Source organism: Caballeronia sp. INML2 (assembly GCF_023631365.1).
GTDB classification, from domain to species: Bacteria; Pseudomonadota; Gammaproteobacteria; order Burkholderiales; family Burkholderiaceae; genus Caballeronia; species Caballeronia turbans.
The window spans coordinates 1-24,041 of record NZ_JALQDH010000005.1 but is presented as its reverse complement, the minus strand read 5'-3'; the positions used below and the strand labels follow the sequence as shown (position 1 = coordinate 24,041).

Genomic DNA, 24,041 nt, shown 5'->3' with positions numbered 1-24,041 from the left:
GATAAGAATTCAAAACGCGCCCTGCGCATCGAGCTTCGATGCCGCGCCGCGCGCCACGAAACGTCCCGCGCGCGCGCCGGTCACGGCCTGCTCGCGATACGTCAAAACGCCATTCACCCACACCGCGTCGATGCCGTCGGCCGCCTGCTGCGGCTTCGCGAACGTCGCGGCATCGCGCACACGCTCCGGATCGAACACGACCAGATCCGCGTGATAGCCGACCTTCAACTCGCCGCGCTCCGTCAAACCGAAGCGCCGCGCCGACAGGCTCGTCATCTTGCGCACCGCTTCCTCGAGCGAAATCAGCGCCGTGTCGCGCGCGTAGTGGCCGAGCACGCGCGGAAACGCGCCCCACAAACGCGGATGCGGCAGCGGATCGTTCGGCAAGCCGTCGGAGCCGACCATCGTCGCGGGATGCGAGAGGATGCGACGCACGTCGTCTTCCGACATGTTGTGATACACCGCGCCCGCCGGCTGCAGGCGCTTCGCCGCTTCCTGCTGGCTGACTTTCCACTCGTCGGCGACTTCGCGGATCAGCTTGCCCGCCATCTCCGGATGCGGCGTCGACCACGTGATCGTGATGTCGATATCGCCCGTGACCTGCTTCAGATCGAGCGTCGACGAACTCCGGTTGTACGGGTAGCAATCGCAGCCGACCGGCTGGCCGTCGCGCACGGTTTCCATCGACTTCAACACTTCCGTGCTGCGTCCCCAGTTCGACGGCCCCGCGCACTTCAGATGCGAGATCACCACCGGCACGCGCGCATGACGGCCGACGCGATACGCCTCGTCCATCGCATCGAGAATCGCGTCGAATTCGGTGCGCATGTGCGTCGTGTAGAGCGCGCCGGCTTTGGCGAGCGGCTCGGCCAGCGCCTGCACTTCTTCCGGCGGCGCGCTGAACGCCGATCCGTACGCGAGCCCGCTCGACAAGCCGAGCGCGCCGTTATCCAGCGCTTCTTCGAGTTGCGCGCGCATGCCCGCGACTTCATCGGCGCTGGCCGCGCGATCCAGCCGGTCCATATGATTATTGCGTAGTGCCGTATGCCCGATCAGTGCGCCGACATTCACCGCCGGACGCGCTTCGTTGACGGCATCGACATAAGCGGCGAAGGTCGGATATCTGAATGCGGTGGCGTCGCCGAGCAGGTTCATCGGATCGGGCGGATCGCCCTTCAACGTCACCGGCGACGCGCTGATGCCGCAATTGCCGACGATCACCGTCGTCACGCCCTGTGTGATCTTCGGCATCATCTGCGGCGAGCGGATCACGTGCGTGTCGTCGTGCGTGTGAACGTCGATGAAACCGGGCGCGAGCACTTTGCCCTCGGCGTCGAAGGTTTCATCGGCATGCCAGCCGGACAAGCCGCCCGGCGCCTCGATCGCCACGATGCGCCCGTCGCGCACGGCGACATCGCGCTCGACGGCGGGCGCGCCCGTGCCGTCGATCACGCGCGCGCCGACGATCAGCGTGTCGGCTTTCAACGATTCCATGATCAGTCTCCCAAAGGTTGACGCTCGCCGCCGCCGCGATGCGAATCGAGCGCGTGTTTCATGCGGCGCAACAGTTCGCGGCTGTGGTCGGCCTGCTTGACGGCCAGTTCGGTGACGAGCAAATCGAGCGCCATCATCATCGCGTAGCGGGACGACGACGGTTTGTAGATGAAATCCGTTTCGATCGCGATGACCGGAATCAGCCAGTCCGCAAGCGCGCCGAGCGGCGACGCGGGCGCGGTCAGTGCGATCACGCGCGCGCCGTACTGTTTCGCGAGCTGACAGCTTTCGACTATCTCCGGCGTCTGCCCCGTCACCGATAGCGCAACCACGAGATGTTCTTTCGATAACGTCGACGCGACCATCCGCTGCAACAGCCCGTCCTGATAGGACGCGACCGGCCGTCCGAGCCGCACGAGACGAAAACGCATCTCGTCGGCGAGGGCGGTCGAGCCGCCGCCCATGCCGAACACGTAGATCATCGATGCCGCGGCGAGCGCGTCCGCGGCTTCGGCGATCGGCGCGGCGGCGAGCGCGCCCTGATTCTGCGCGAGCGTCGCCTGCACTTCCTCGAAAATGCGCGCGGCGAGCGAATCGGGCACCGCATCAGGCTCGCGCTTCAGAAAGCGCTGACCCACGGCCGCCGCCTGCGCGAGCCGAAGCTTCAATTCGCGCACGTCCACGCAGCCGACCGCCTTCGCGAAACGCGTCACGGTCGCGATGCTCACGTCCGCCTTGTCGGCGAGCGCACCGATGCTCGCGCGCGATGCGCCCGTCAGGTCGTCGAGAATCAGCGCGGCGACCTTGCGCTCGGCGCTGCGCAACTCGGGCGCGCGCTCCGCGATGCGTGCGACGATGTCGAAACTGAGCATGTCGGCGTGGCCGTTCATATCGGGTTGCGGGTTTACGTGAAGCTCGTGTTACTAAATAACATTTCCATCGCGGATGCTACTTTGGTTAACATAGCACCGTCAACTCTGATGCGCATCGAGTCGTGCGCAAGGTTTATTTAAACGGACGATGGAGTAGCAGCACATGAAAGTTACAAACTATCAGAACGCGACGATCGACCCGTTCGGCAAGGGTCTCGGCATGGTGCCGGGCACGGGCATCCAGTTGAACGACGCGTCGCGCCTGCAATGGAATCTGCTCGAAGAGGACGTGAGCCTGCCCGCCGCCGTGCTCTATTCCGATCGCATCGAGCACAACCTGAAGTGGATGCAGGCGTTCGTCGGCGAATACGGCGTGAAGCTCGCGCCGCACGGCAAGACGACGATGGCGCCGCAACTCTTTCGCCGTCAGCTCGACGCCGGCGCGTGGGGCATCACGCTCGCGACCGCGCATCAGGTGCGCGCGGCGTATCGCGGCGGCGTGCATCGCATCCTGATGGCCAATCAGCTCGTCGGCAAACGCAACATGGGCATGATCGCCGAGTTGCTCACCGATCCGAATTTCGAGTTCTTCTGTCTGGTCGATTCAGCCGACGGCGTCGATCAGCTCGGAGAATTCTTCAGTTCCGTCCGCAAAAAGCTGAACGTCCTGATCGAGCTCGGCGTGCCGGGCGGACGCACCGGCGTGCGCGACGACGCGCAGCGCGATGCGGTGCTCGCTGCGATCGCGCGCTGGCAAGGCACGATCGAACTTGCGGGCATCGAGTTGTATGAGGGCGTGCTGCAGGACGAAACGAAAGTTCGCGCGTTCCTGCAAAGCGCGGTGGACGTCACGCGCAAGCTGATCGCGGACGGCAAGATCGCGCGCAAGCCCGCGATTCTCTCGGGCGCGGGATCGGCATGGTATGACGTCGTCGCTGACGAATTCGCGAAGGCCAACAGCGACGCGATCGAAGTCGTGCTGCGCCCGGGCTGCTATCTGACGCACGATGTCGGCATCTACAAGAAAGCGCAGAACGAGATCTTCGCGCGCAATCCGATCGCGAAGAAGATGGGGCAAGGTTTGAAGCCGGCGCTGCAGTTGTGGGCGTATGTGCAGTCGATTCCCGAACCGGATCGCGCGATCATCGGGCTCGGCAAGCGCGATTCCGCATTCGATGCGGGTATGCCCGAGCCGGCGAAGCATTATCGTCCGGGCAATGAAGCGCCGCGCGATGTTTCGCGCGACGAAGGCTGGGAGATTTTCGGCCTGATGGACCAGCACGCGTACTTGCGCATCAAGCCGGGCGACGACGTGAAAGTCGGCGACATGATCGCGTTCGACATCTCGCACCCGTGCCTGACCTTCGACAAGTGGCGTCAGATTCTCGTCCTGGATCCGAAATACCGCGTCACCGAGGTGATCGAAACGTTCTTTTAAGCTTTCACTTCGACGGCGGCCGCTTGCGACGCGTTCGCGGCCGCCACTTCCTGAATGCGTCCCTCGAACATGTGAAGCGCGCTCGACAACGCTTCGATCGCTTCATCGGGCAACGAAGCCATCGTGTCGTGCAGAAACGCGTTGCGACGCGGCAGGCTTTCTTCGGCCATCGCGCGCCCTTGCGCCGTCAGCGCGACATTCGACACGCGATTGTCGCGTGCATCGACGCTGCGCACGATCCAGCCGAGCCCTTCCAGCGTCTTCAACTGCCGCGTCAGCGCGCCCGGGTCCACCTTCAAACGTTCGACGAGCCTCTTCTGCGACAGCACGCCCGCGTGTTCATGCAACGCGAGCAGGATGCGCCAGCGCGGCATCGGCTGGCCGACGGCCGCCTCGAACGCCGACATGAACGCGCGATACGTGCGCCCGAACTGCTGCACCACGGCGATACGGTCCTGTTCATTCATGCTTTCGATTTCCGTAGTCATTCGGCGAGGATGACCGGTTCCTGCGGCCCTTTCAGGCGCACCGGCGGCACACGGCGCGACTGCCACAGCGACACCACCGCGACCACCGCCGCCACTGCGAGGCCGATGTGAATCGCGGCGACGAGCGCCTCGCGCGCGGCTTCGAGCAGCATCGCCCCGCTATGGCCAGCCGCCGTCAGTTGCGAGAGCAACGCCTGCTGTCCTTCGCGGTTGATGAGAATCTGCGGATCGGAGAGATCGCCGACCCAGCGCATCGCGTGATCCTTTTCGAGCGCGAGACTCACGCCGCTCGCGTACAGATGGCTCACGAGCGTACCGGTGAGCGCGGTGCCAATCATCCCGCCGATCATGCGCAGCGATTGCAACAGCGCCGTCGCGATACCCAGATGCGCGCGCCCTGCGGTCTGCTGCGCGAACACGGTGAGATTCGGCATCACGAAGCCGAGACCGAGGCCACCGAGCAGCATGATCACGAGCAGCAGCGAGCGCGGCATGTTGTGCGTGGCGACGACGATGCCCAGACACGAGACGGCGAGCAACGCGAAGCCGACATACAGCATCAGATTGGCGTTCTTCAGGCGCGTGACGATGCGCCCGTTTACGATACTGCCGATCGTGATGAACACGACGAGCGGCGTGATCATCATGCCTGCGTCTTTCGGCGACATGCCGAAGCCGCCCTGAAACAGCAACGGCGCGTAAAACAGCAACGAAAACATGGTGAAGCCGCCGAGAATGGCGAGCGTGAAGAGCGCGGCGAGCGCCTTGTTGCGGAACATGTCGACGGGCAGAATCGCGTAGTCGCAGCGCATTTCCCATTTCCACAGCGCGACGCCGGCGGCGACGCTCAGCGCGAGCAACGCGGCGGTCTCGGCGCCGAGACCATGCTTCGGCAGCATTTCGACGAACAATTGCAATGCGCCGAGCGCCACCGCGATGAGCGCGGCGCCGGGCCAGTCGAGGCGCATTTTGCCTTCATGCGCGACGTGGCGCAGATGCGGCAGAAAACGCCATACGAAATAAAGCGAGACGATGCCCACCGGCAGGTTCACATAGAACACCGAGCGCCAGCCGTAATATTGCGTGAGAAAACCGCCGAGCGACGGCCCGACCGCGTTCGCGATGCCGAACGCCGAGCTCATCAGCACTTGCCAGCGCAGGCGCACGACGTTGTCCGGAAAGAGATCGGCGATGCACGCGAACGCAGTGCCGACGAGCATACCGCCGCCGATGCCTTGCAACCCGCGCGCCAGCACGAGGAACATCATGCTGTTGGCGAGTCCGCAGAGCACCGAGGCGACGGTAAACACGACGATTGACGCGATCACGAACGGCTTGCGTCCGTAGTAGTCGCCGAGCCGGCCGAAAATCGGCACGGTGATGACGGAAGTCAGAAGATACGACGTGGCGACCCACGCGTAGAGATCGAAGCCTTTAAGCTCGGCGACGATCGTCGGCAGCGCGGTGCCCACCACCGTTTGGTCGAGCGCGACGAGCATCGTGACGAACGAGACGCCCAGCATCGCCATGAGGGATTCGCGGAAAGGCAGGACCTGTCCGCTGGAATGGTGCGCGGCTGTGTGAACGGCCATTTTTTGTAGACGCAATGATTGACTAGTCAATTGAAATGGAATCATAGCACGGCGCCGCGCTCTAATTTGCGTGGCAACTCACCATTTACCGGACAGAAGACATCGCATGGAACCGACGCCGATCATCACCTCGCCGCTCACAACCGAAGATTTTGCGGCGCTCACACGCGCGAAGGAAGCGCTGGAAAGCCCGTCGCTGACGATGAAGCTGGCGAGCGTCGTCGGGGCGCCCATCGAAAAACTGATGGGCCGCTTGCCTGCCGCCGCGCAAGAGAAGGTCGACGACGCGACGCAACTGGCGCTGAGAAAGTGCCTCCAGCTCGCATTGCGCACGCTCGGCAAGAGCGCGCCGTCCAGTTCGCTGCTCGCGCCGCCTCCCGACAAACCGCACAATCTGATGCACAAGCTGGCCGTCGCGACGACCGGCGCGGCAGGCGGCGCTTTCGGACTGTTCGCATTGCCTGTCGAATTGCCGGTGACAACCACGCTGATGTTCCGCTCGATTTGCGATATCGCGCGTAGCGAGGGCGAGGACGTGCATCGCGTCGAAACCCAGCTGCAATGCATGATGGTGCTCGGCATGGGCGGCACGAAAGCCAGCGACGACAACGCCGATCTCGGCTATTTCATTGTGCGCGGCGCGCTCGCCCAGTCCGTGTCGCGCGCGACGAACGAGATCGCGGCGAAGGGACTCGGCAGTCATGGATCGACGGCGTTGCTCAAGTTTTTGCAGACGATCGCATCGAGGTTTTCGGTGCAGGTCAGCGAGCAAGTGGCCGCGAAGTCCATTCCGGCGATCGGCGCAGTGCTCGGCGCGATGGTCAACACGGTGTTCATCGACCACTTCCAGCAGATGGCGCATGGCCACTTCACCGTGCGCAGGCTCGAGCGGCGCTATGGCGCGCCGGCCGTCGAACGTGCCTATCAGACGATCGAGGTCATGGGCGGCAGATGAGTCCGGGGCGCGGAGGTCGCGGCGTCGATAAACGCGGCGGCGCGCGCGAGCGCGTCGCTTGCTTCGGGCATGAACGGCGCCCAGATCTGGAAGATGTGCGGAACGTTGCGCCAGATCTCCAGTTCGACGCGCACGCCGGCCGCGCGCGCTTTGGTCGCGACGCGAGTCGAATCGTCGAGCAACAGTTCGGTGTCGCCGACCTGAATCAGCAGCGGCGGCATGCTTTCGAACTGGCCGAATACCGGCGAGGCGTAAGGATGTCGCGCGTCGGCTGCGCCGAGATACTGCGCGGCCACGCGAGGAAAGATGGCCGCGTGATACATCGGATCGCGGCCGTCGTTGGTTCGCATCGACGAGCCGCTGCAGGTCAGATCCGTCCACGGCGAAAACAGCACCGCAGCCGCGGGAAGCGGATCTCCCGCGTCGCGCAGCGCGAGGAGCGTCGCGAGCGCGAGGCCGCCGCCGGCCGAGTCCCCTGCAATCGCGATCCATTGTGCCGGAATGCCGTCTCCGAGCAAGCGACGGTATGCGGCAACGCTATCGTCGAGCGCTGCGGGAAAGCGATGTTCCGGCGCAAGGCGGTAATCGAGCGAGAAGACGCGCGCATTTGCCTGCGTGGCCAACCCGAACGTAATCGCCCGATGACTGCGCGGCGAGCAGAAGTAATAGCCTCCACCGTGCAGATAGAGAATGGTTGCACGTGGATTGGTCGGCGGTGTGAGCCATTCGCCGCTCGGGTCGCGCGTATCGAGCCGCCAGCCTTTCGGCACGCGCGGCGACCAGATTCGACGCGAGGCGTAGCTTCGCGCCAACTCGACGTCGAGTTCGGGCTTCGCGCTGTGCGGGCGCATGCGCGTGCGTACGGCCCAGCAAGCCAGGGTGCTCTGCCAGCTCATCGTTGATTGATCCGGCCGGTGCGTTTCAATTCGCCGGCATCACCTGACCGCGGATCTCGCCAGTCGGATTTTCCTGCGTGTGGATGTTGAAGTACCACTGCCCGGTCATCAGGTCGTTTACTTGTTGTTCCGATAGCGTCGCCTGTCCTTTCATGGGACTCGCGAGGGCTTTCTTGTCGATGGGCACTTGCACTTTCGCGTTCTGACCGACCGGCGCGGGGCCGTGGAAATGAGCCATCGTCACGGGGCCCGATAACTCCGCGTAGGTTGCGGTCCAGGTGAATACTTTGGTGTCGGTATCGAACGTCGCGTCCACTGTGCCGTGACCTTTGCTCACGCGCGGCGGGACTTCACTCGAGGGCTGGAGATTGGCTTTCAGGGCGACGGTGTCCGCACGAGCCGCGCCTGACGCGAGAATGGCGAACATCAGAACGGTCGTCCAGCGTACATGTGGTCTGCATGTCGAGGTCATGGCTCTTCTCCTGTTTGGCGGACAGCGCGTTTTCGATGCGATGACCACATCGCCATGGTAGAGCATCCGAATGCGGGATGCGCTTCGCCTCAGTGGCAACAGGCAAACATGCGAAAAGGGCGCCTTGCGGCGCCCTTTTCTAACTAGCTAAAGCTCGGTATTGCTCCGATGGCTTTAGAAGCGGTGACGGATACCCGTCGAGAGAACGACTTGACGGCTGCTCGTCGAAGTCGGAACGCCATTGATGCCGGCAGCCGGATACACGCCTTCGTCACCGCCGCTGGCGATCTGCACTACGCCTTCAGCATAGATGTCAGTGCGCTTGGACAACGCGTAGTCCGTCTGCAGGCCGAACTGGTGCGCATGGACCGCGGCGTCGCTCAAGAAGCTGTCGCGGTAGCGGCTGTACGTGTACGCAGCGCCCAGCGACAATGCCGGGGTGAGCGCGTAACGACCGTTGACTTCGTAGTTGTTGGTGATAACCGAACCGTCGGACGAGTTACGATCCAGACGGGTCTGCGTCCACAACGCGCCGAACGTCGCAGCGCCAATCGAATAGCTCGCGCCCGCGCCGAACGTGCGCTGACGAACGTCGGTGGCGACTTGGTTGTCGTCGTTGTTCAGGAACACGAAGTCCGTAATCGCACCCCGAGCATTGCCGCCGACACCGTTCCCTTGCATGTATGCGAGGCCGAGCTTCAGACCAGCGTTCGCGTAGCCCGCGCCGATGCTGTATGCACGGTTCGCTGCGAAGTTACCCACGTTCGAAAAGCCATACAGGCCGCTGAACGAGAAGCCGGCGTAGTTCGCGCTTTGGAACTTGATCGAGTTGTTCTCGCGGAAGTCGTCGCCGTTCAGGTTATCCAGATTGCCCGGGTGCGCGAAGTACGTACCGCCCCACGTGCCAGTCGCGCTAAGCGGGCCGAGGTAGTCGGTCACGGAGTCGGTCTGGCGACCCAGCGTTACCGTACCTGCATTGGTCGACAGGCCGACGAAAGCCTGACGGCCGAAGCCGCTGCCGCCAATCGAGGTGCCGTTGGTCACGTCGAAGCCGTTCTCCAACGTGAAGATCGCCTTCATGCCGCCGCCCAGATCTTCGGTGCCGCGCAGGCCCCAACGGCTCATCTGCACGTTGCCGCCCTTCATTTGGAACGAGCTGCCCTTGATGCTATCGGAGCCATCCGTAGCCGGCACGTTATTCACGTACGTGAAGCCTGCGTCGATCAAACCATACAGCGTGACGCTGCTTTGCGCGTTCGCAGCGCCTGCGAACGATGCGGCCAGAGCTGCGATGGCCGTGACGATCAAATTCTTTTTCATGCGAGTTCCTTTGCTGAGTCGTGAGACTCGATGGGTTGCTTCAGGCCGAACGCCTGTCGAGCTTGGATTGCCTCTTTGCTCGTTTAGCTCAGCACCGATATTCGGCACGACAAAGTTTATTGCCCGGTCTTTTTGAGAAACGGCCAAACGAAACACAAAAGCCTTTTCGAATAATTCGAAAAATGTAATTTCGATATGGATAAATACTTACGGCGCCTGAACTTACAGATCGCATCACACGGTCGTCGCCGGTGCGTTGTGAGGGTTTAGTTGCACACATACGACAGTGGTTACATTGAGACACCTGATCGAGATCAGAAGCCTCCGATTTCCGAACTTCCCTTTGCGCTATAACATCGCGCACGCGAGGCTGCGCTCCAACCGCTTGCCTCCTTCGCATACTCGAAGCGTCTAAAAGCGTTTCTCAAATCGCTCGCCCAATGAATCAACTTCAAGCGATGCGCGTCTTTCTTAAGGTGTCGGAAACAGAGTCATTCGGCCGCGCCGCTGCCGCGCTCGATCTCTCCAACGCCGTGATAACGCGCTACGTCTCACTGCTCGAAGCGCATCTCAACACGCGCTTGCTGAACCGAACCACGCGCAGCGTCTCTCTCACGGAGGCTGGGCGCGCTTATGCCGAAGGCTGCCGTGTGGTGATCGATCAGATCGAGACGATCGAGGCATCGGTGGGAACCAGCTCCGTCGATCCCTCGGGCACGCTCAAGCTGGTGGCATCGGCATCTTTTTCATTGCTCGGGCTCACGCCGATGCTGCGCGGATTCATGGAGCGATATTCGAATGTGAAGCTCCGTGTGACGCTGTTGCATCGTCCGGTCGATCTCGTCGCGGAAGGCTTCGACGTCGGCATCGTCGTGCCGCATCTCGTCAACAGCGGCATGCTGATCAACCGCCCGCTGGTGAAAGTGGCGGCCGTGCTCGTCGCATCGCCGGCCTATCTTTCGCGGCGCCGTGCGCCCGACCGTCCGGCGTTGCTGGCGGCACACGCGTTTCTCGCGCCAACCGCGGATATTCATGGATCGACGTGGTCCTTTGTCGGACCTTCGGGCGTGGAGGAAAGCGTCGCCCTCGATCCGGCATACACCGTGAACAGCTCGCACATGTTGCGGCAAGCGGCGCTTTCAGGAATGGGAATCGCGGTGCTGCCGGAGAGCTATGTGGCGCAGGACATCGAAACGGGTTCGCTCGTGCGCCTGCTGCCGGGCTATTCGCTCAAGGATGCGGACAAGGAAGTGTCGATTGTCTACCCGGGACGCCGACACGTGCCGGCCAAGACGCGCACATTCGTGGACTTCGCGCTGGCCCACTTCCGCGACCGCGAACCGGTCGATGCGAGTCCCGAGACATTTCTGGATTAAGAAGTAGGCGGACGCGGCGCCGTTGCGCCACGTCGCCCCATCAGGCAAGTGCGGCACCTTTCGCCTGGATGCGCTCGACGAGTTGTTCGCATCGCGCGATCAAGGCAAAGCCTTCGCGCCGGCGTGCGTCGCGGGTCTTCACATGCAGATCCCGACGAAAATCCTTCAGCGCACCAAGCAGCGGCCGATACTGCAAAACGCTGGCCGCCCCGACGACACGATGATGCCAATCCCGTAGATCGTCCACCGTGCCGCGATCGAGCAACTGCCGAAGCGTCACGAGATCCTCGCGGAACGACGATACGAACGCGTCCAGCAATGCCTTCACGGTCGTTTCACTCCCCCATAGCTGAGCCATCGCGCTCAGGTCGAGATCATCGTCGTCGCGCGCCGGCACGTCGGTAGCTTGCGGTGAATGCGCGCCGGTCTCGGGCGCGGCAGCCTCGGTCACCCACCAGCGGTTCAGATGTTCGCGCAACGTCGCGAGCCGGGTCGGCTTGACGAGCCGGTCATCCATGCCCGCGTCGCGGCACCGCTGCAGTTCGTCGGGCGCGGTGCTCGCCGTTATGCCGAGAATCGGCAGGCGACGCGTCGTGCCGGCTTCATCGGCCCGGATCCGACGCGCCAGTTCGTACCCCGTCATGTTCGGCATGTGGCAGTCCGTGATCAGAAAGCCATAGCGCGTATCCGCCAGCGCGGCGTACGCCTCGGCACCATCGTGCACGACATCGCAGGCGAAACCGAGCAGCGAGAGCTGATGACGGATCAGTTCCTGGTTCACCGGATGATCCTCGGCCACGAGCACGAGTTTGCCGCTGCGCAGTGCGTCTTCCCGGTCCGGCGCCGCCATCTTTGCTTCGTGGCGGAGCGTGAGTCCCGATGCGATCTGCGTCATGCCTGTCAATGCTGCGACGCAAGCCGCGCCAAGCCCGTGCCATGAAATCGGATTGACGCTCACGCGGATGTCATCTTCGAGAATCCGGTATCCGGTGGGCTTTGGCTTTTCGGTCATGTGAATCACGCGCGAACCGAGCGGAAGCGCGAGCGTGTGCGTATCGCTCAGAAAGACGATCTCGATGTCGTCGAGCGACCCCGGCTGCGACCGCGCGAGTTCGTTGGGCGTGTAGCGCTGCAACGCGAGACCGAGCGCCTCGCCATAGTGCATGAGCGCTGCCGCTACTCGGTCGTCGTCGATCGCGACGATGCCCCGCTTTCCGCGCAACCCGTCGATCTGATATCGCAACGTTTCGATGGGCATTGCGAGACGAACGGTCATCGCCGTTCCGACGCCGATCGCGCTTTCGAGACTCATCGCGCCGCCCATCAATTCGACGAGACGATTGCAGATCGTCAGCCCGAGCCCGGTGCCGCCGAAGCGGCGCGTCGTGGAAGTCTCCGCTTGCACGAACGGCTCGAACAGGCTTTGCTGAGCCTCCGCGGCAATCCCGATGCCGGTGTCCTTCACACATAGTTCGATCACCTGTTCCGATGCGCCCTGCTCGATCGCGCGTACGTGGAGCGCGACATCGCCCTTGATCGTGAACTTGATCGCGTTACTCATCAGGTTGAAGAGAACCTGCCTCAGGCGCACGCTGTCGCCCCTTACCGTCGCAGCCACTTCCGGCGCCACGTCGACACGCACGCGAAGACCCTTTTCGTGCGCCCTTCCGGCGAGCAGGCCGACCGCACTATCGACGAGTTCGCGCAAATCGATCGGAGTCGACTCGATCGTCAACCGGTTGGCCTCGATCTTCGAATAGTCGAGGAGATCGTCCAGGATCTGCAGGAGCGCACTCGCGGAATCCTGAATCATGCCGAGCATCTGCGACTGATCGGAATTCATCGGCGTGTTCTGGAGCACTTCGACGAGCCCCAAAACGCCGTTCATCGGCGTGCGGATCTCGTGACTCATCATCGCCAGGAAGTCGTCCTTCGCGCGCGACGCGGCTTCGGCGATATCCCGTGCTCGGGCGAGTTCGTCCGCGCGGGCGCGCTCCACGCTGGCATCGGCCCAATAGCCGCTCCAGACCACGGCCCCGTCGTCCTCACGCTGCGCGACGAGGTCGGCGCGAATCCAGCGGGTAACGCCTTCCACCGTTGAGCGAAACTCGGTATGCAGCGGCTCGAGTGTGCGCGCCGACGCTTCGATTTCTTCGAGCAGACGCGCGCTGTCGTCGGCGTGAATGCGCGTCAACGCGTGAATCGGATCGTCAGCCAGTGCGACGACGTCCAGTGCGAGCAACTGCCGGGTATCGCCGTCGATATAGGGAAGGCTGTATGTGCCGTCGCTTGCGCGCCGCAACTGGAACACGACTGCCGGCAGCGATCGCGTCACGTCGCGAAGCCGCCGCTCGGTTTGCCGCGCGCGGGTTTCGGCGTCGCGGATATCGGTGATGTCGATCATCGTGCCGACGACGCCCGCTCGCTCCCCGTTCAATGCCGTGAATGCGCCGGTCCAGAAAAGGCCGCACCGCGGGTGATTCTGATTGTCGAGGAACTCAGCTTCGACTTCCTGTCGCTGACCGGTGGCCAGCGTCGTACCTGTCAGTTCATTCAGCACGCGGCTATGCGCTTCACCCCACGCCGTCACCTCGAGGCTCGTGCGCCCGATAATGTCTTCGCGCTGCACCCCGAGCACTTCCTCGAAGGCGCGATTCACCATGATGTAGCGGTTCTGCATGTCCTTCGCGACGAGCGGGTACGGAACCACCTCCATCATGGTTTGCTGAAAACTGAGTTGCGTCCCGAGACGCTGCTCCGTTTCGATGCGCCGGTTCATTTCCTGTTGCAGTCGAATGAAGGCGCGCAGCGTGACTAACAGCACAGCGGCAATGCCGATGAGCGCCGGCAGCAGACGCAACGCCGTGACGTTCCAGCCGGCGGATGCAGCCGTCTGCGGGCCTCCGGATTGCGACGCCCCCGATTGCGCGAATGCGCGCCCGATGAGCAGATCGAGCGGATGCAACTCGGAGTGCATGGCGTAGTTAAGCCTTTCCGGCGGGCTCGGCGCGACGATCATGTCGATCTCGCCCCGCTGAAAGGCCGACGCGGCCCTTGCCCAATCGCTGAAGTGCTTCGGTTGGAACGTGACGCCGAGCGATTTCTCGATGTCTTCCAGTGCGACTTCTGGCCGCTGGAGCGACTCATCGGCAGAGTCGCCCGTTGCCTCGATCAATCCGACGGCGACGGGCTTCAACGTGCGCAGATAACTGCGCTCGGGTTCGTCGAGATTCAGCGTGGCTGCTGCGCTCTTCGGTTCGGCCCGGACGCCAACTGTTGGCTGTGAGGCCCTCGTGTGAACATGCGCCTCGGCTGCCTGGCTGGATAGCGGGACAGTCACGCTGATCAGGGCGAGTAGAAGCAGACAACGTGCGAACAGGAATCTCAATTCGAACCCCTCGGATACGAGGCCGACGCGTGCAACGAAAGCTGCGTGGCCGGCCGGGCAAGCCCACGATGTCAGTCCGCCGCTTTTGACGGACGAATGCCAACGCGCTTCATGCTTGCCTGTCGAAGCAAATGAGTTGAGTCTGATCCGCAATGCATCGGAATCGAATAAGAACCGTCCCAATTTGCTTTAGAATCGGGCGTTGCTGACGGCCACGCCGACTCAGATCAATCCGACCTGCTGCAGATATGCAACCATTTCCTCTTCGCTTTCGAGGCCCAGCTTGCGCATGCCGCTTCGCTTCTGCGTCGCGATTGTCTTGCGGCTTCGCCCGAAGTGATCCGCGATTTCGTGAATGAGAAGGCCGCGTGCATAGAGCTGAAATACTTCCCACTCTCGCCGGCTCAATACGCCTGCGCGCGCCGGCGATGTCGCCGGCAGATGACTCACCGCCGCCTCCACGCGCGGCGAAAGGAAGCAGCCGCCCGCCTCAGCCACCGATATCGCGTCGCGCAAGTATTCGAGTCCGTCGCGCTTGTCGATCAGGCCATCCACGCCGAGTTGAACCAGGCCCGCCAGCATTCGCGTCTGTGAAATCATCGTCAGGACGATGACCTTCGGGCGTCGTTCCTGCCACGCCAAACGCCGAAGAAAAGCGATCGAACTGCTTTCGCCGTCGATACCGCGCATGCCGATATCCGAGAAAACGAAGTCGCACGGCGTCGTATCGACCGCCTCCGCAAGCTCCAGCGTGTCCCGCGCGGTGGCGACCACTCGTATCGCGCCGTCTTGCTCCAGGAAGCTTTGGATTCCTTTGATGACAACCGGATGGTCGTCCGCAACAATCGCTCGTTTCAGCGTTTTTGTTGTCATTGTTTGTGCGTTCTGTTGAAGTTGTCCGGCGCGCCACAGTCGTCGACCGACTGAGCGCTGTCTCCTTGCCGGCCTTTACTGCTAACCGCCCCCGCGCTGCCCAGTCCGCCTTAGATCAAGCCGCTATCTGCGATGAATCGATACAAATCAGCGTCGGTCGACAGATCGAGCTTTCGCATGGCCGCACACTTCTGCGCGCTGATTGTCTTCACACTACGGTCGAGTTCCTTCGCGATCTCGGTGACGTTCGCGCCGCGGGCATAGCGCTCGATCACATCCAGCTCACGACTCGTGAGTCTCTGACGAATGAAGCGTGCATGACTTTCAGAGTCCGCGAGTGCCAGCATTCGGCGAATGCCTGGTCCGAGGTAGGTCTCATTGGCGATGGCCGAAACAATGGCCACGTAGATCAGGTCGAGCCGGTCCTCCTTGCTCAGGAACGCATGCGCCCCTGCCTCCAGTGCTTGTTTCACGATCGAGGCGTCGTCGTTGCGTGACAGGACGACGATGCGAACTTCGGGATACCGGTTCGCTATATGCTGAATCAGCTCGATGCCGTCACCGTAGCGCCCGCCCGGCATGAAGAAGTCGATGATCGCTACGTCGCATTCGCCGCGAGCCAGCGACTCTTCGAGCTGTGTCGAATTCGTGCTACGACTCACCACTTCCACACTGGGAAAATTCCCGGCAAAACGCTCGACTGCAAGGATGACGAGAGGATGGTCATCCGCTATCGCCAGTCTTATCCGTTTAGCGTGCGAGAACACTTGGCTCCCGTTCCCGAACTCCATTGACTCCAACCCCTTATCGAACTGCGGACCCGATTCTGAATCCGGAAATGAAACATAAGCATCGGATACCGAATTATTTAGATACATAAGACGCATCTGAAATGAAAAACGCACAACAAAATTCATCCGAGTCCGCGCGCGCGAACGAATGCGAACAATCCGGGATCGTTTCGTACGCCGAGCTTATTCATCGCGTCGCGCTTCTGGCGACTGATGGTGCGGACGTCGCGCTCGAGCTCTCTCGCGATCTCTGTAATTGAATGACCTTTGGCAAACAGGCGGACGACTTCGATCTCTCTCGGCGAAAGGCGCGGCTCCTCGGCCGAAAAGTCCGTCTCCGTGCCCGCCTCCGCGAGCGCGGCGAGAAACGACGCGCACACGAAGCGACGTCCGACGCTCGCATGCCGCACGGCCGTCCCAACGAGTTCGATCGGCTCGGCCTTGCTGACGAGGCTCATCGCGCCGGCGTTCAAGATGGAGCGCAGAATCGCGACATTGCTGACGCTAGTGAGCACGACGATGCTGACGTTTTCGAAATCCTGACGCACTTTGCGGATGAGACGAAGGCCGTCATTCGCATCTCCACCCGGCTCGGGCATGGCGAAGTCCGTGACCAAAACGTCGCATGACTTGACGGCAAGCTCGGCCAGCAAAGTGCTCGCGTTATTTGCCTCGCCGACGACCTCAATTCCACGGTCTGCGGCAAAGAGCGCTTTCATCCCAAGGAGTACGAAAGGATGATCGTCAGCCAATATTATTCGAAGCTTCAAGAGGCCCCCATTGAAGTTGCTGGTCTTGGTGAGTTTGCTTGGGTCGACCTGCTCAGCGGATTAATCCGAGACGGTAATCGATAGGCGCGCTTTTACCCGAATCTGTGCTCGACAAAATCGATGATCAAATACGGTGAAAATGCCTAAATCAATGACATCAAGCAAAATTATGTTCTTTATTCTCTTGAACAATTACTTCAAAAATAGGACGCGAATAAATCACAGGCCATAGGAGAAGTCCGATTAGACATCGCCGCTCGCCCCACGCATATCGAGAGATTAATATGTCCGGCGAGAAAAGGGGGAGCGCACGCGATAATTCGGAAAGCGCCTTGCCGGAGCGAAAAAATGGGCCTCGGGCTAATTCAGCCGGAGGCCCATCCTTTCGATGCGCAAATCGTTTCCTGTTCGTCAGAACGGGATATCGTCGTCCATGTCGTCGAAGCCGCCGCCCGCCGGCGCGCTCGGGCGGCTCGAACCGGCGCCTGCGCCTCCCGCTCCGCCACCGCTCGGGCGTCCGCTCGCAGGCGCGCGCCCGCCGCCGCCGGAACGCTCCATCGGCGCGCTTCGGCTGTAGCTGCCTTCATCGCCGCCGCCAACCGCGCCGCCGCGGCCGCCGAGCATCTGCATCTGGTCCGCGACGATTTCCGTCGAATAGCGCTCCTGGCCCGATTGGTCGGTCCATTTGCGCGTGCGGATACGGCCTTCGATATACACCGACGAGCCCTTCTTCAGATATTCGTTCACGATCTCCGCGAGCCGGCCGAAGAACGCCACGCGATGCCACTCCGTGAGTTCCTTGAATTCGCCGGAGCTCTTGTCCTTGTAGCGGTCCGTCGTCGCGAGACGGATGTTGGCCACGGCGTCGCCGCTCGGGAGGTAGCGGGTTTCCGGGTCCGCGCCCAGATTGCCCACGAGAATGACCTTGTTGACTGATGCCATGATTTCTCCGGTAGATTCCTTGCTAACTGTCAGCCGAATGCTGGGATTGGAACGATCCGGTCTTCAGACGTGGATTCGCCCATACCAGCCGGCTTTGATTCGATGGTTCAACTATCTGTCAGGCCACGCGCTCGGCCCTGCGCGGCGGCGGTTTCATCCATGCTGCGACAACGAGCCATGCGAGCACCAGCCCCGAACAGGCGAAGAAGACCGCACTCGGCCCGTCGAGCTTGAGCAGCCAGCCGCCGATCACCCCGCCAAGCGCAAGGCCGATCGACTGTGTCGTGTTGTACACGCCCGCCGCCGCGCCCTTTCTCGTGCCCGGTGCGAGCTTCGACACCAGAGACGGCTGCGACGCCTCGAGCACGTTGAAGCCGAGAAAGTACACGAACAGAATGGCGGCCACGGACCACAGCGTATGGGGAGCGGCGCCCAATAACAACTGGCCGATCAGGATAAGCCCGATCGCGCCCAGCATGACGCTCTTCATTCTTCCACGTTTCTCTGCGGCGATGATCGCCGGAACCATCATCACGAAAGCGAGCGCCATCACAGGGAGGTAAATCTTCCAGTGCGACGCGACCGGCAGCCCGCCTTCCTCCAGAATGCGCGGCACGACGAGAAAGAGCGCCGTCTGGGTGGCGTGCAGCACGAGCACACCGAAGTTCAAACGCAGCAGCTCGACGTTGTGCAGGACTTCCGCGAACGGCGCCTTGACGTGGACTGGATGCGCCGGCGGATCCGGCACGATCCAGAACACGACGCCGATCGCGAGGATCGACAGCACGCCGATCACCGTAAACAGTCCGCTCATGCCGACCCAGTGGAAAACGATCGGCGCGCCGACGATCGCCACCGCGAACGACACGCCGATACTGCCGCCGACCATCGCCATCGCCTTGGTGCGGTTTTCCTCGTGAGTCAGATCGGCGATGAACGCGATCACCGCCGACGACACCGCGCCCATCCCCTGAATCACGCGCCCGGCGATGATCCACGCCATCGAATGCCCGATGGCCGCGACGAAGCTCCCGAGCGCGAACACGAGCAAGCCGAACGCGATGACCGGCTTGCGCCCGAACTTGTCAGAAATCCAGCCGTAGAAGATATAGAGCATCGACTGCGTGACGCCGTAGGCGCCCAGCGCGATGCCGACGAGCAGCACGTTGTCGCCGCCGGGGATGGTTTTCGCGTAGACGGAAAACACCGGCATGATCATGAACAGACCGAGCATGCGCAGTGCGAAGATGGCGGCGAGCGACACGGTCGCGCGCAGCTCCGGCGCGGAGAGACGTGTAGACGTGGCAGACGGATTGGACATCAGAAACGGGAAAAGGATGAGGGTCGCGTCGGGCCTGGCCTGCGGCGCAGGCAGGCGCGGTCGCCTTGTTCTTGCTCGTAACGGCACTATATGGAACGAATCGCCTGGGCGTACGGCTCGTTGCGCCAGCGCTCGCTCCGCACATGGCCTGCAAGTCCCCGCGCCGGCCGATTGACGTGCATCCGGCCCTCGGGCCCGGGAGCTGCGCCCTTCAAAAGTCGTTATAGTAGCAGGTTTGGTTCCCTCTCTTTCCGCCCGGCAATGGCTGTATGGCCCGTCCGGGCCGATGAAAGCGCCGCTGAAATCATCCGAAAGCATCCGAAAAAACGCCGGAACGAACTCGTGGAAGAAATTCGCATTCGTGGGGCTCGTACCCACAATCTGAAGAACGTCAATCTCGACTTGCCGCGCCACAAGCTGATCGTGATCACGGGTCTGTCCGGGTCGGGCAAGTCGTCGCTCGCGTTCGACACCCTTTATGCGGAAGGCCAGCGCCGTTACGTGGAAAGCCTCTCGGCGTATGCGCGGCAATTTTTGCAGTTGATGGAAAAGCCGGACGTCGATTTGATCGAAGGTTTGTCGCCTGCCATTTCCATCGAGCAAAAGGCCACGTCGCACAATCCTCGCTCCACCGTCGGCACCGTGACGGAAATCCACGACTATCTGCGTCTTTTGTACGCGCGCGTCGGTACGCCGTATTGCCCGGATCATCTGATTCCGCTGGAGGCGCAAAGCGTCTCGCAAATGGTCGATGCCGCGCTCGCCCTGCCTGAAGAAACCAAGCTGATGATCCTCGCGCCGGTGGTGGCGGATCGCAAGGGCGAGCATGTCGAACTGTTCGAGGAAATGCAGGCGCAGGGTTTCATCCGTTTTCGCATCCGCTCGGGCGGCGGCACGGCAAACGAGGGCGTCGCGAAAATCTACGAAGTCGATTCCCTGCCGAAGCTCAAGAAGAACGACAAGCACACGATCGACGTCGTGATCGACCGCCTGAAAGTGCGCCCGGACATGAAGCAGCGCCTCGCGGAATCGTTCGAGACCGCGCTGCGTCTCGCCGATGGCCGCGCGATCGCGCTCGAAATGGACACGGACAAGGAAAAGCTCTTCAGCTCGAAGTTCGCGTGCCCGATTTGCTCGTACTCGCTGCCGGAACTGGAGCCGCGTCTTTTCTCGTTCAATAATCCGATGGGCGCGTGCCCCGAGTGCGACGGGCTCGGCCAGATCACGTTCTTCGATCCGAAGCGTGTGGTCGCGCATCCGTCGCTGTCGCTCGCGGCGGGGGCGGTGAAGGGCTGGGACCGGCGCAACCAGTTCTACTTTCAGATGCTGCAGAGTCTCGCGGCATTCTATGAATTCGAGATCGACGCGCCATTCGAAGACTTGCCCGAGAAAGTGCGCAAGATCCTCTTGTACGGCTCGGGCAAACAGGCAATTCCCTTTTCGTACATCAATGAGCGCGGGCGCGCGTCGGTTCGCGAGCATGCGTTCGAAGGCATCATCCCGAATCTGGAGCGACGCTATCGCGAGACGGATTCTGCCGCCGTGCGCGAGGAACTCGCGAAATACCAGAACAATCAGCCCTGCCCGGCTTGCGAAGGCACGCGCCTGCGGCGCGAAGCGCGCTTCGTCAAAGTCGGCGCCAATGACCAGGCGCGCGGCATCTACGAAATCAGCGGCTGGCCGCTGCGCGATGCGCTCGGCTATTTCCAGACGCTGCGCCTAGAGGGCGCGAAGGGCGAGATCGCCGACAAAGTGATCAAGGAAATCGTCGCGCGGCTCTCGTTTCTGAACAACGTCGGGCTGGATTATCTGTCGCTGGAACGCAGCGCCGAAACGCTTTCCGGCGGCGAGGCGCAGCGCATCCGGCTCGCGTCGCAGATCGGCTCCGGGCTCACCGGCGTGATGTACGTGCTCGACGAGCCTTCCATCGGCCTGCATCAGCGCGACAACGACCGGCTCATCAGCACGCTCAAGCATCTGCGGGATATCGGCAACTCGGTGATCGTGGTCGAGCACGACGAGGACATGATCCGCATGGCGGATTACGTCGTCGATATGGGACCGGGCGCGGGCGAACATGGCGGCGTGATCGTCGCGCAGGGCACGCCGGTTCAGGTGCAGAAAGACGCGAACTCGATCACCGGGCAGTATCTGTCCGGTAAGCGCACCATCGGCTATCCCGCCGAGCGCACCAAACCGGACGATCGCATGCTGCGCATCGTCGAGGCGCACGGGAACAATCTGAAGCGCGTGACGCTCGATCTGCCTGTCGGACTTTTGACCTGCGTGACGGGCGTCTCCGGCTCGGGCAAGTCGACGCTCATCAACGACACGCTGCAGCACGCGGTCGCGCAGCATCTGTACGGCTCGGCGACGGAGCCCGCGCCGTACGAGTCGATCGAAGGTCTCGAGCATTTCGACAAGGTGATCGCCGTCGATCAGTCGCCGATCGGCCGCACGCCCCGCTCGAATCCGGCCACCTACACGGGGCTCTTCACGCCCATCCGTGAACTCTTCGCCGGCGTGCCGGCAGCCAAGGAGCGCGGGTACGATCCGGGCCGCTTCTCGTTCAACGTGAAGGGCGGGCGCTGCGAAGCCTGTCAGGGCGACGGCGTGCTGAAGGTGGAAATGCACTTTCTGCCGGACGTCTACGTGCCCTGCGACGTGTGCCACGGCAAGCGCTACAACCGCGAGACGCTGGAAGTCCAGTACAAGGGCAAGAACATCAGCGAAGTGCTGGATCTGACGGTCGAGGCGGCGCACGAGTTCTTCAAGGCGGTGCCGGTGGTCGCGCGCAAGCTGAGAACGCTGCTCGATGTCGGTCTCGGCTATATCCGGCTCGGCCAGTCCGCGACGACGCTGTCGGGCGGCGAAGCCCAGCGCGTCAAGCTTTCGCTGGAACTGAGCAAGCGCGATACCGGTCGGACGCTATATATCCTCGATGAGCCGACGACCGGATTGCACTTCCACGATATCGCGTTGCTGCTCGAAGTGATCCATCGGCTGCGAGATCAGGGCAACACGGTCGTCATCATCGAGCATAATCTCGACGTGATCAAAACCGCTGACTGGGTGATCGACCTCGGTCCGGAAGGCGGCGCGGGCGGCGGGCAGATCATCGCTCAGGGGACGCCGGAACAGGTCGCGAAATCGAAGTCGAGTTTTACCGGCAGATATCTGGCACCCTTGCTGCAACGGGCCAAATCGGCGGCCTGAACCACGGGCCGGGCCTCGCGGCCGGGCGCGCCAGCCGGGACCGCTGGAATGCGCCGCGCGCGCCGCGGCAAGAATAACCGTCTTACGCAGCAGGGGAAAGGAACGCAGTCATGCCGAAGCGCAACGAAGCTGCCAACGAAGAAGCGCGTGTACGGGACCTGCCCACCCGGCACGTCAGGCTGACGAGCGACATGAGCTTGCCGAAGCTGTCCGCGGTGGAGATCGGTAGTTATGCCCTCGCGCTCTTCGCAATGTGGCTGGTGCTCGATCTGAAACTGCTCGGCGGCCTTCTCGCCGGCATGCTTGTGTTCCAGCTCGTACACATGATTTCGCCGGTGATCGAGCGCCATGTGGTGAGCAAGGGCGCGCGGCTCATCGCGGTCGGGCTGATTTCCGCCATCATCGTCGGCGGGCTGACGGGCGCCACCGTCGCCACCATCGAACATTTCGAACACGACGTGCCGAGCCTGCAAAAGCTGCTCGATCAGTTGATGACCATCACGTCGAGCGCGCGCCTGCGCGTACCGGACTGGATCGCGAACTATCTCCCGGTCGATGCCGGCCAGATGAAGGACAAAGCCACCGAGTTGATGCACAGGCACGCCGAAATGCTCCAGCAAGGCGGCAAGGAAATGGCGCGCGGTTTCGGGCACATCGTGATCGGTATGATCATCGGCGCGATCATCGCGGTGAGCGCGCCGCGGCCCTCGCATCACCGCTTGCCGCTGTCCACGGCGCTCATCGCACGCGTGTCGCGCTTCGCAGACGCGTTTCGCCGCATCGTGTTCGCGCAGATCAAGATTTCCGCGATCAACGCCGTCTTCACCGCGCTGTATCTCCTCGTCGCGCTGCCGATCTTTCACGAAAGGCTGCCGCTTTCCAAGACGCTCGTGCTGGTCACGTTCATCGTCGGGCTGCTGCCGGTGATCGGCAATCTGATCTCCAATACGATCATCGTCGGGATTTCGCTGTCGGTGTCGTTCGGCACGGCGGTCGCGTCGCTCGCGTTTCTGATCGTCATTCACAAGCTCGAATACTTCCTGAATGCGCGCATCATCGGCGGCCAGATCGAGGCGCGCGCGTGGGAACTGCTTCTCGCAATGCTCGCGATGGAAGCCGCGTTCGGCATTCCGGGCGTGATCGCCGCGCCGATTTTCTATGCGTATATCAAGCGTGAGCTGATTTATCTGCGGCTCGTCTGATCCGGCCGCCACAAATGAAAACGCCCGCGATTCATTGAACTGACCCCGCAAAGTTGGACAGGTTTGGGCTAAGGCCGTGAGGGCTGAGTTCTGTACATTACAGGACTCAGCCCTTTTAGCTTTAGCTTGATGCGGTGATGATTGTAGTAGTGAATGTAGTGTCTGATGCCGGCCTGAAGGGCTTCGATGCTCTCGAAGCGATTCGGGTAGAAGAACTCCGACTTCAAGGTACCGAAGAAGCTTTCCATGGTGGCGTTGTCGTGGCAGTTGCCCTTGCGTGACATGCTTTGCGTCAGGGCTCGTTGCGAGACCAACGCCTGATAAGCGTCCATCTGGTAGTGCCAGCCTTGATCTGAGTGAACCACGGGGCGATCGTCAACGCCCAGCCTCCTGAACGCCTTTTTGATCATGCGTGCGACCATCGCGAAGGCCGGACGAGTGGCTGTTTCGTAAGCGACAATCTCACCGTTATACAAATCTAGCACCGGCGACAAATAGAGCTTTCGCTCGCCCACCCGGAATTCGGTGATATCGGTGACCCACTTCTGATTTGGCGCGTCGGCATCGAACTGTCTTTGCAGTACGTTCGGCGCAATACGTCCCACCGTCCCCCGGAATGCCCGAAACTTCTTCGG

Annotated in this window: 19 protein-coding genes; 5 read left to right on the top strand and 14 right to left on the bottom strand. The window is 62.1% G+C overall.

Going from position 1 to position 24,041, the window contains the following annotated elements; all coding sequences use genetic code 11:
• Window positions 1–9 precede the first annotated feature (9 nt).
• Together NCT32_RS01485 and NCT32_RS01480 are read right to left on the bottom strand one after the other, a co-directional pair.
• Complete coding sequence (locus tag NCT32_RS01485; RefSeq protein ID WP_250476265.1) at window positions 10–1,494, bottom strand: amidohydrolase family protein; 1,485 nt, start codon at window positions 1,492–1,494, stop codon at window positions 10–12.
• Window positions 1,495–1,496: 2 nt separating this feature from the next.
• Window positions 1,497–2,384 (bottom strand): MurR/RpiR family transcriptional regulator, encoded by an 888-nt coding sequence (locus NCT32_RS01480; protein ID WP_250476264.1) that lies wholly within the window; start codon window positions 2,382–2,384, stop codon window positions 1,497–1,499.
• A gap of 145 nt (window positions 2,385–2,529) precedes the next feature.
• Here NCT32_RS01480 and NCT32_RS01475 point away from each other — a divergent pair, with 145 nt between their 5' ends.
• Window positions 2,530–3,804 carry an amino acid deaminase gene (locus NCT32_RS01475; RefSeq protein WP_250476263.1) on the top strand — a complete coding sequence of 425 codons (1,275 nt, stop codon included), beginning with the start codon at window positions 2,530–2,532 and terminating at the stop codon, window positions 3,802–3,804.
• Here the strand turns inward: NCT32_RS01475 and NCT32_RS01470 are convergent.
• Window positions 3,801–4,271: a MarR family winged helix-turn-helix transcriptional regulator gene (locus tag NCT32_RS01470; protein WP_250476262.1), complete on the bottom strand. Its 471-nt coding sequence runs from the start codon at window positions 4,269–4,271 to the stop codon at window positions 3,801–3,803. The genes NCT32_RS01475 and NCT32_RS01470 overlap by 4 nt on opposite strands.
• Before the next feature lie 17 nt (window positions 4,272–4,288).
• Window positions 4,289–5,884 (bottom strand): MFS transporter, encoded by a 1,596-nt coding sequence (locus NCT32_RS01465; protein WP_061117856.1) that lies wholly within the window; start codon window positions 5,882–5,884, stop codon window positions 4,289–4,291.
• A 106-nt stretch (window positions 5,885–5,990) separates the two neighbouring features.
• Here NCT32_RS01465 and NCT32_RS01460 point away from each other — a divergent pair, with 106 nt between their 5' ends.
• Window positions 5,991–6,839 carry an EcsC family protein gene (locus NCT32_RS01460; RefSeq protein ID WP_061117857.1) on the top strand — a complete coding sequence of 283 codons (849 nt, stop codon included), beginning with the start codon at window positions 5,991–5,993 and terminating at the stop codon, window positions 6,837–6,839.
• On the opposite strand, the gene NCT32_RS01455 is transcribed toward NCT32_RS01460, so the two are convergent.
• The 3 genes from NCT32_RS01455 to NCT32_RS01445 all read right to left on the bottom strand — a co-directional run bounded on the left by NCT32_RS01455 (window position 6,809) and on the right by NCT32_RS01445 (window position 9,527).
• Window positions 6,809–7,735, bottom strand: coding sequence for an alpha/beta hydrolase (locus NCT32_RS01455; RefSeq protein WP_250476261.1), 927 nt, complete (start codon window positions 7,733–7,735; stop codon window positions 6,809–6,811). The two genes, NCT32_RS01460 and NCT32_RS01455, sit on opposite strands and share 31 nt — an antisense overlap.
• A gap of 25 nt (window positions 7,736–7,760) precedes the next feature.
• The gene (locus NCT32_RS01450; protein ID WP_409219250.1) at window positions 7,761–8,162 is read right to left on the bottom strand and encodes a CHRD domain-containing protein; all 402 of its coding nucleotides are present in this window, start codon (window positions 8,160–8,162) and stop codon (window positions 7,761–7,763) included.
• Between the two features lie 219 nt (window positions 8,163–8,381).
• Window positions 8,382–9,527, bottom strand: coding sequence for a porin (locus NCT32_RS01445; protein ID WP_250476347.1), 1,146 nt, complete (start codon window positions 9,525–9,527; stop codon window positions 8,382–8,384).
• A gap of 440 nt (window positions 9,528–9,967) precedes the next feature.
• On the opposite strand from NCT32_RS01445, the gene NCT32_RS01440 reads away from it, so the two are divergent.
• Window positions 9,968–10,903: a LysR family transcriptional regulator gene (locus NCT32_RS01440; protein ID WP_250476259.1), complete on the top strand. Its 936-nt coding sequence runs from the start codon at window positions 9,968–9,970 to the stop codon at window positions 10,901–10,903.
• A gap of 40 nt (window positions 10,904–10,943) precedes the next feature.
• Here NCT32_RS01440 and NCT32_RS01435 read toward each other — a convergent pair whose 3' ends face one another.
• From NCT32_RS01435 to NCT32_RS01410, 6 genes are all read right to left on the bottom strand, one after another.
• A complete protein-coding gene (locus tag NCT32_RS01435) occupies window positions 10,944–14,243 on the bottom strand; it encodes an ATP-binding protein (protein ID WP_250489856.1) in 3,300 nt (1,099 codons plus the stop codon).
• 270 nt (window positions 14,244–14,513) lie between these two features.
• On the bottom strand, window positions 14,514–15,164 hold the full coding sequence (locus NCT32_RS01430) for a response regulator transcription factor (RefSeq protein ID WP_250476256.1): 651 nt from the start codon (window positions 15,162–15,164) through the stop codon (window positions 14,514–14,516).
• Window positions 15,165–15,274: 110 nt separating this feature from the next.
• The gene (locus NCT32_RS01425) at window positions 15,275–16,081 is read right to left on the bottom strand and encodes a response regulator transcription factor (protein WP_250476255.1); all 807 of its coding nucleotides are present in this window, start codon (window positions 16,079–16,081) and stop codon (window positions 15,275–15,277) included.
• Complete coding sequence (locus NCT32_RS01420) at window positions 16,078–16,707, bottom strand: response regulator transcription factor (RefSeq protein ID WP_284508471.1); 630 nt, start codon at window positions 16,705–16,707, stop codon at window positions 16,078–16,080. Before NCT32_RS01420 ends, NCT32_RS01425 begins: the two co-directional genes overlap by 4 nt.
• Before the next feature lie 429 nt (window positions 16,708–17,136).
• Window positions 17,137–17,667 carry a single-stranded DNA-binding protein gene (locus tag NCT32_RS01415; protein ID WP_250489854.1) on the bottom strand — a complete coding sequence of 177 codons (531 nt, stop codon included), beginning with the start codon at window positions 17,665–17,667 and terminating at the stop codon, window positions 17,137–17,139.
• Window positions 17,668–17,785: 118 nt separating this feature from the next.
• The gene (locus NCT32_RS01410) at window positions 17,786–18,988 is read right to left on the bottom strand and encodes an MFS transporter (RefSeq protein ID WP_250476252.1); all 1,203 of its coding nucleotides are present in this window, start codon (window positions 18,986–18,988) and stop codon (window positions 17,786–17,788) included.
• A gap of 342 nt (window positions 18,989–19,330) precedes the next feature.
• Here NCT32_RS01410 and uvrA point away from each other — a divergent pair, with 342 nt between their 5' ends.
• Window positions 19,331–22,204, top strand: coding sequence for an excinuclease ABC subunit UvrA (gene uvrA / locus NCT32_RS01405; RefSeq protein ID WP_250476251.1), 2,874 nt, complete (start codon window positions 19,331–19,333; stop codon window positions 22,202–22,204).
• Window positions 22,205–22,314: 110 nt separating this feature from the next.
• Window positions 22,315–23,406, top strand: coding sequence for an AI-2E family transporter (locus NCT32_RS01400; RefSeq protein WP_061117865.1), 1,092 nt, complete (start codon window positions 22,315–22,317; stop codon window positions 23,404–23,406).
• A gap of 68 nt (window positions 23,407–23,474) precedes the next feature.
• Here the strand turns inward: NCT32_RS01400 and NCT32_RS01395 are convergent.
• Window positions 23,475–24,041 (bottom strand): IS3 family transposase (locus NCT32_RS01395; protein ID WP_250489853.1); only part of this gene is annotated, 567 nt, incomplete at its 5' end.

What these genes read in the sequence shown, in the direction of transcription:
- NCT32_RS01415 (WP_250489854.1), bottom strand. Translation starts at nt 17,667, where the DNA reads ATGGCATCAGTCAACAAGGTCATTCTCGTGGGCAATCTGGGCGCGGAC.
- NCT32_RS01400 (WP_061117865.1), top strand. Translation starts at nt 22,315, where the DNA reads ATGCCGAAGCGCAACGAAGCTGCCAACGAAGAAGCGCGTGTACGGGAC.
- NCT32_RS01425 (WP_250476255.1), bottom strand. Translation starts at nt 16,081, where the DNA reads ATGAATTTTGTTGTGCGTTTTTCATTTCAGATGCGTCTTATGTATCTA.
- NCT32_RS01475 (WP_250476263.1), top strand. Translation starts at nt 2,530, where the DNA reads ATGAAAGTTACAAACTATCAGAACGCGACGATCGACCCGTTCGGCAAG.
- NCT32_RS01460 (WP_061117857.1), top strand. Translation starts at nt 5,991, where the DNA reads ATGGAACCGACGCCGATCATCACCTCGCCGCTCACAACCGAAGATTTT.
- NCT32_RS01465 (WP_061117856.1), bottom strand. Translation starts at nt 5,884, where the DNA reads ATGGCCGTTCACACAGCCGCGCACCATTCCAGCGGACAGGTCCTGCCT.
- NCT32_RS01480 (WP_250476264.1), bottom strand. Translation starts at nt 2,384, where the DNA reads ATGAACGGCCACGCCGACATGCTCAGTTTCGACATCGTCGCACGCATC.
- NCT32_RS01410 (WP_250476252.1), bottom strand. Translation starts at nt 18,988, where the DNA reads ATGTCCAATCCGTCTGCCACGTCTACACGTCTCTCCGCGCCGGAGCTG.
- NCT32_RS01445 (WP_250476347.1), bottom strand. Translation starts at nt 9,527, where the DNA reads ATGAAAAAGAATTTGATCGTCACGGCCATCGCAGCTCTGGCCGCATCG.
- NCT32_RS01450 (WP_409219250.1), bottom strand. Translation starts at nt 8,162, where the DNA reads ATGTTCGCCATTCTCGCGTCAGGCGCGGCTCGTGCGGACACCGTCGCC.
- NCT32_RS01440 (WP_250476259.1), top strand. Translation starts at nt 9,968, where the DNA reads ATGAATCAACTTCAAGCGATGCGCGTCTTTCTTAAGGTGTCGGAAACA.
- NCT32_RS01470 (WP_250476262.1), bottom strand. Translation starts at nt 4,271, where the DNA reads ATGAATGAACAGGACCGTATCGCCGTGGTGCAGCAGTTCGGGCGCACG.
- NCT32_RS01455 (WP_250476261.1), bottom strand. Translation starts at nt 7,735, where the DNA reads ATGAGCTGGCAGAGCACCCTGGCTTGCTGGGCCGTACGCACGCGCATG.
- NCT32_RS01430 (WP_250476256.1), bottom strand. Translation starts at nt 15,164, where the DNA reads ATGACAACAAAAACGCTGAAACGAGCGATTGTTGCGGACGACCATCCG.
- NCT32_RS01485 (WP_250476265.1), bottom strand. Translation starts at nt 1,494, where the DNA reads ATGGAATCGTTGAAAGCCGACACGCTGATCGTCGGCGCGCGCGTGATC.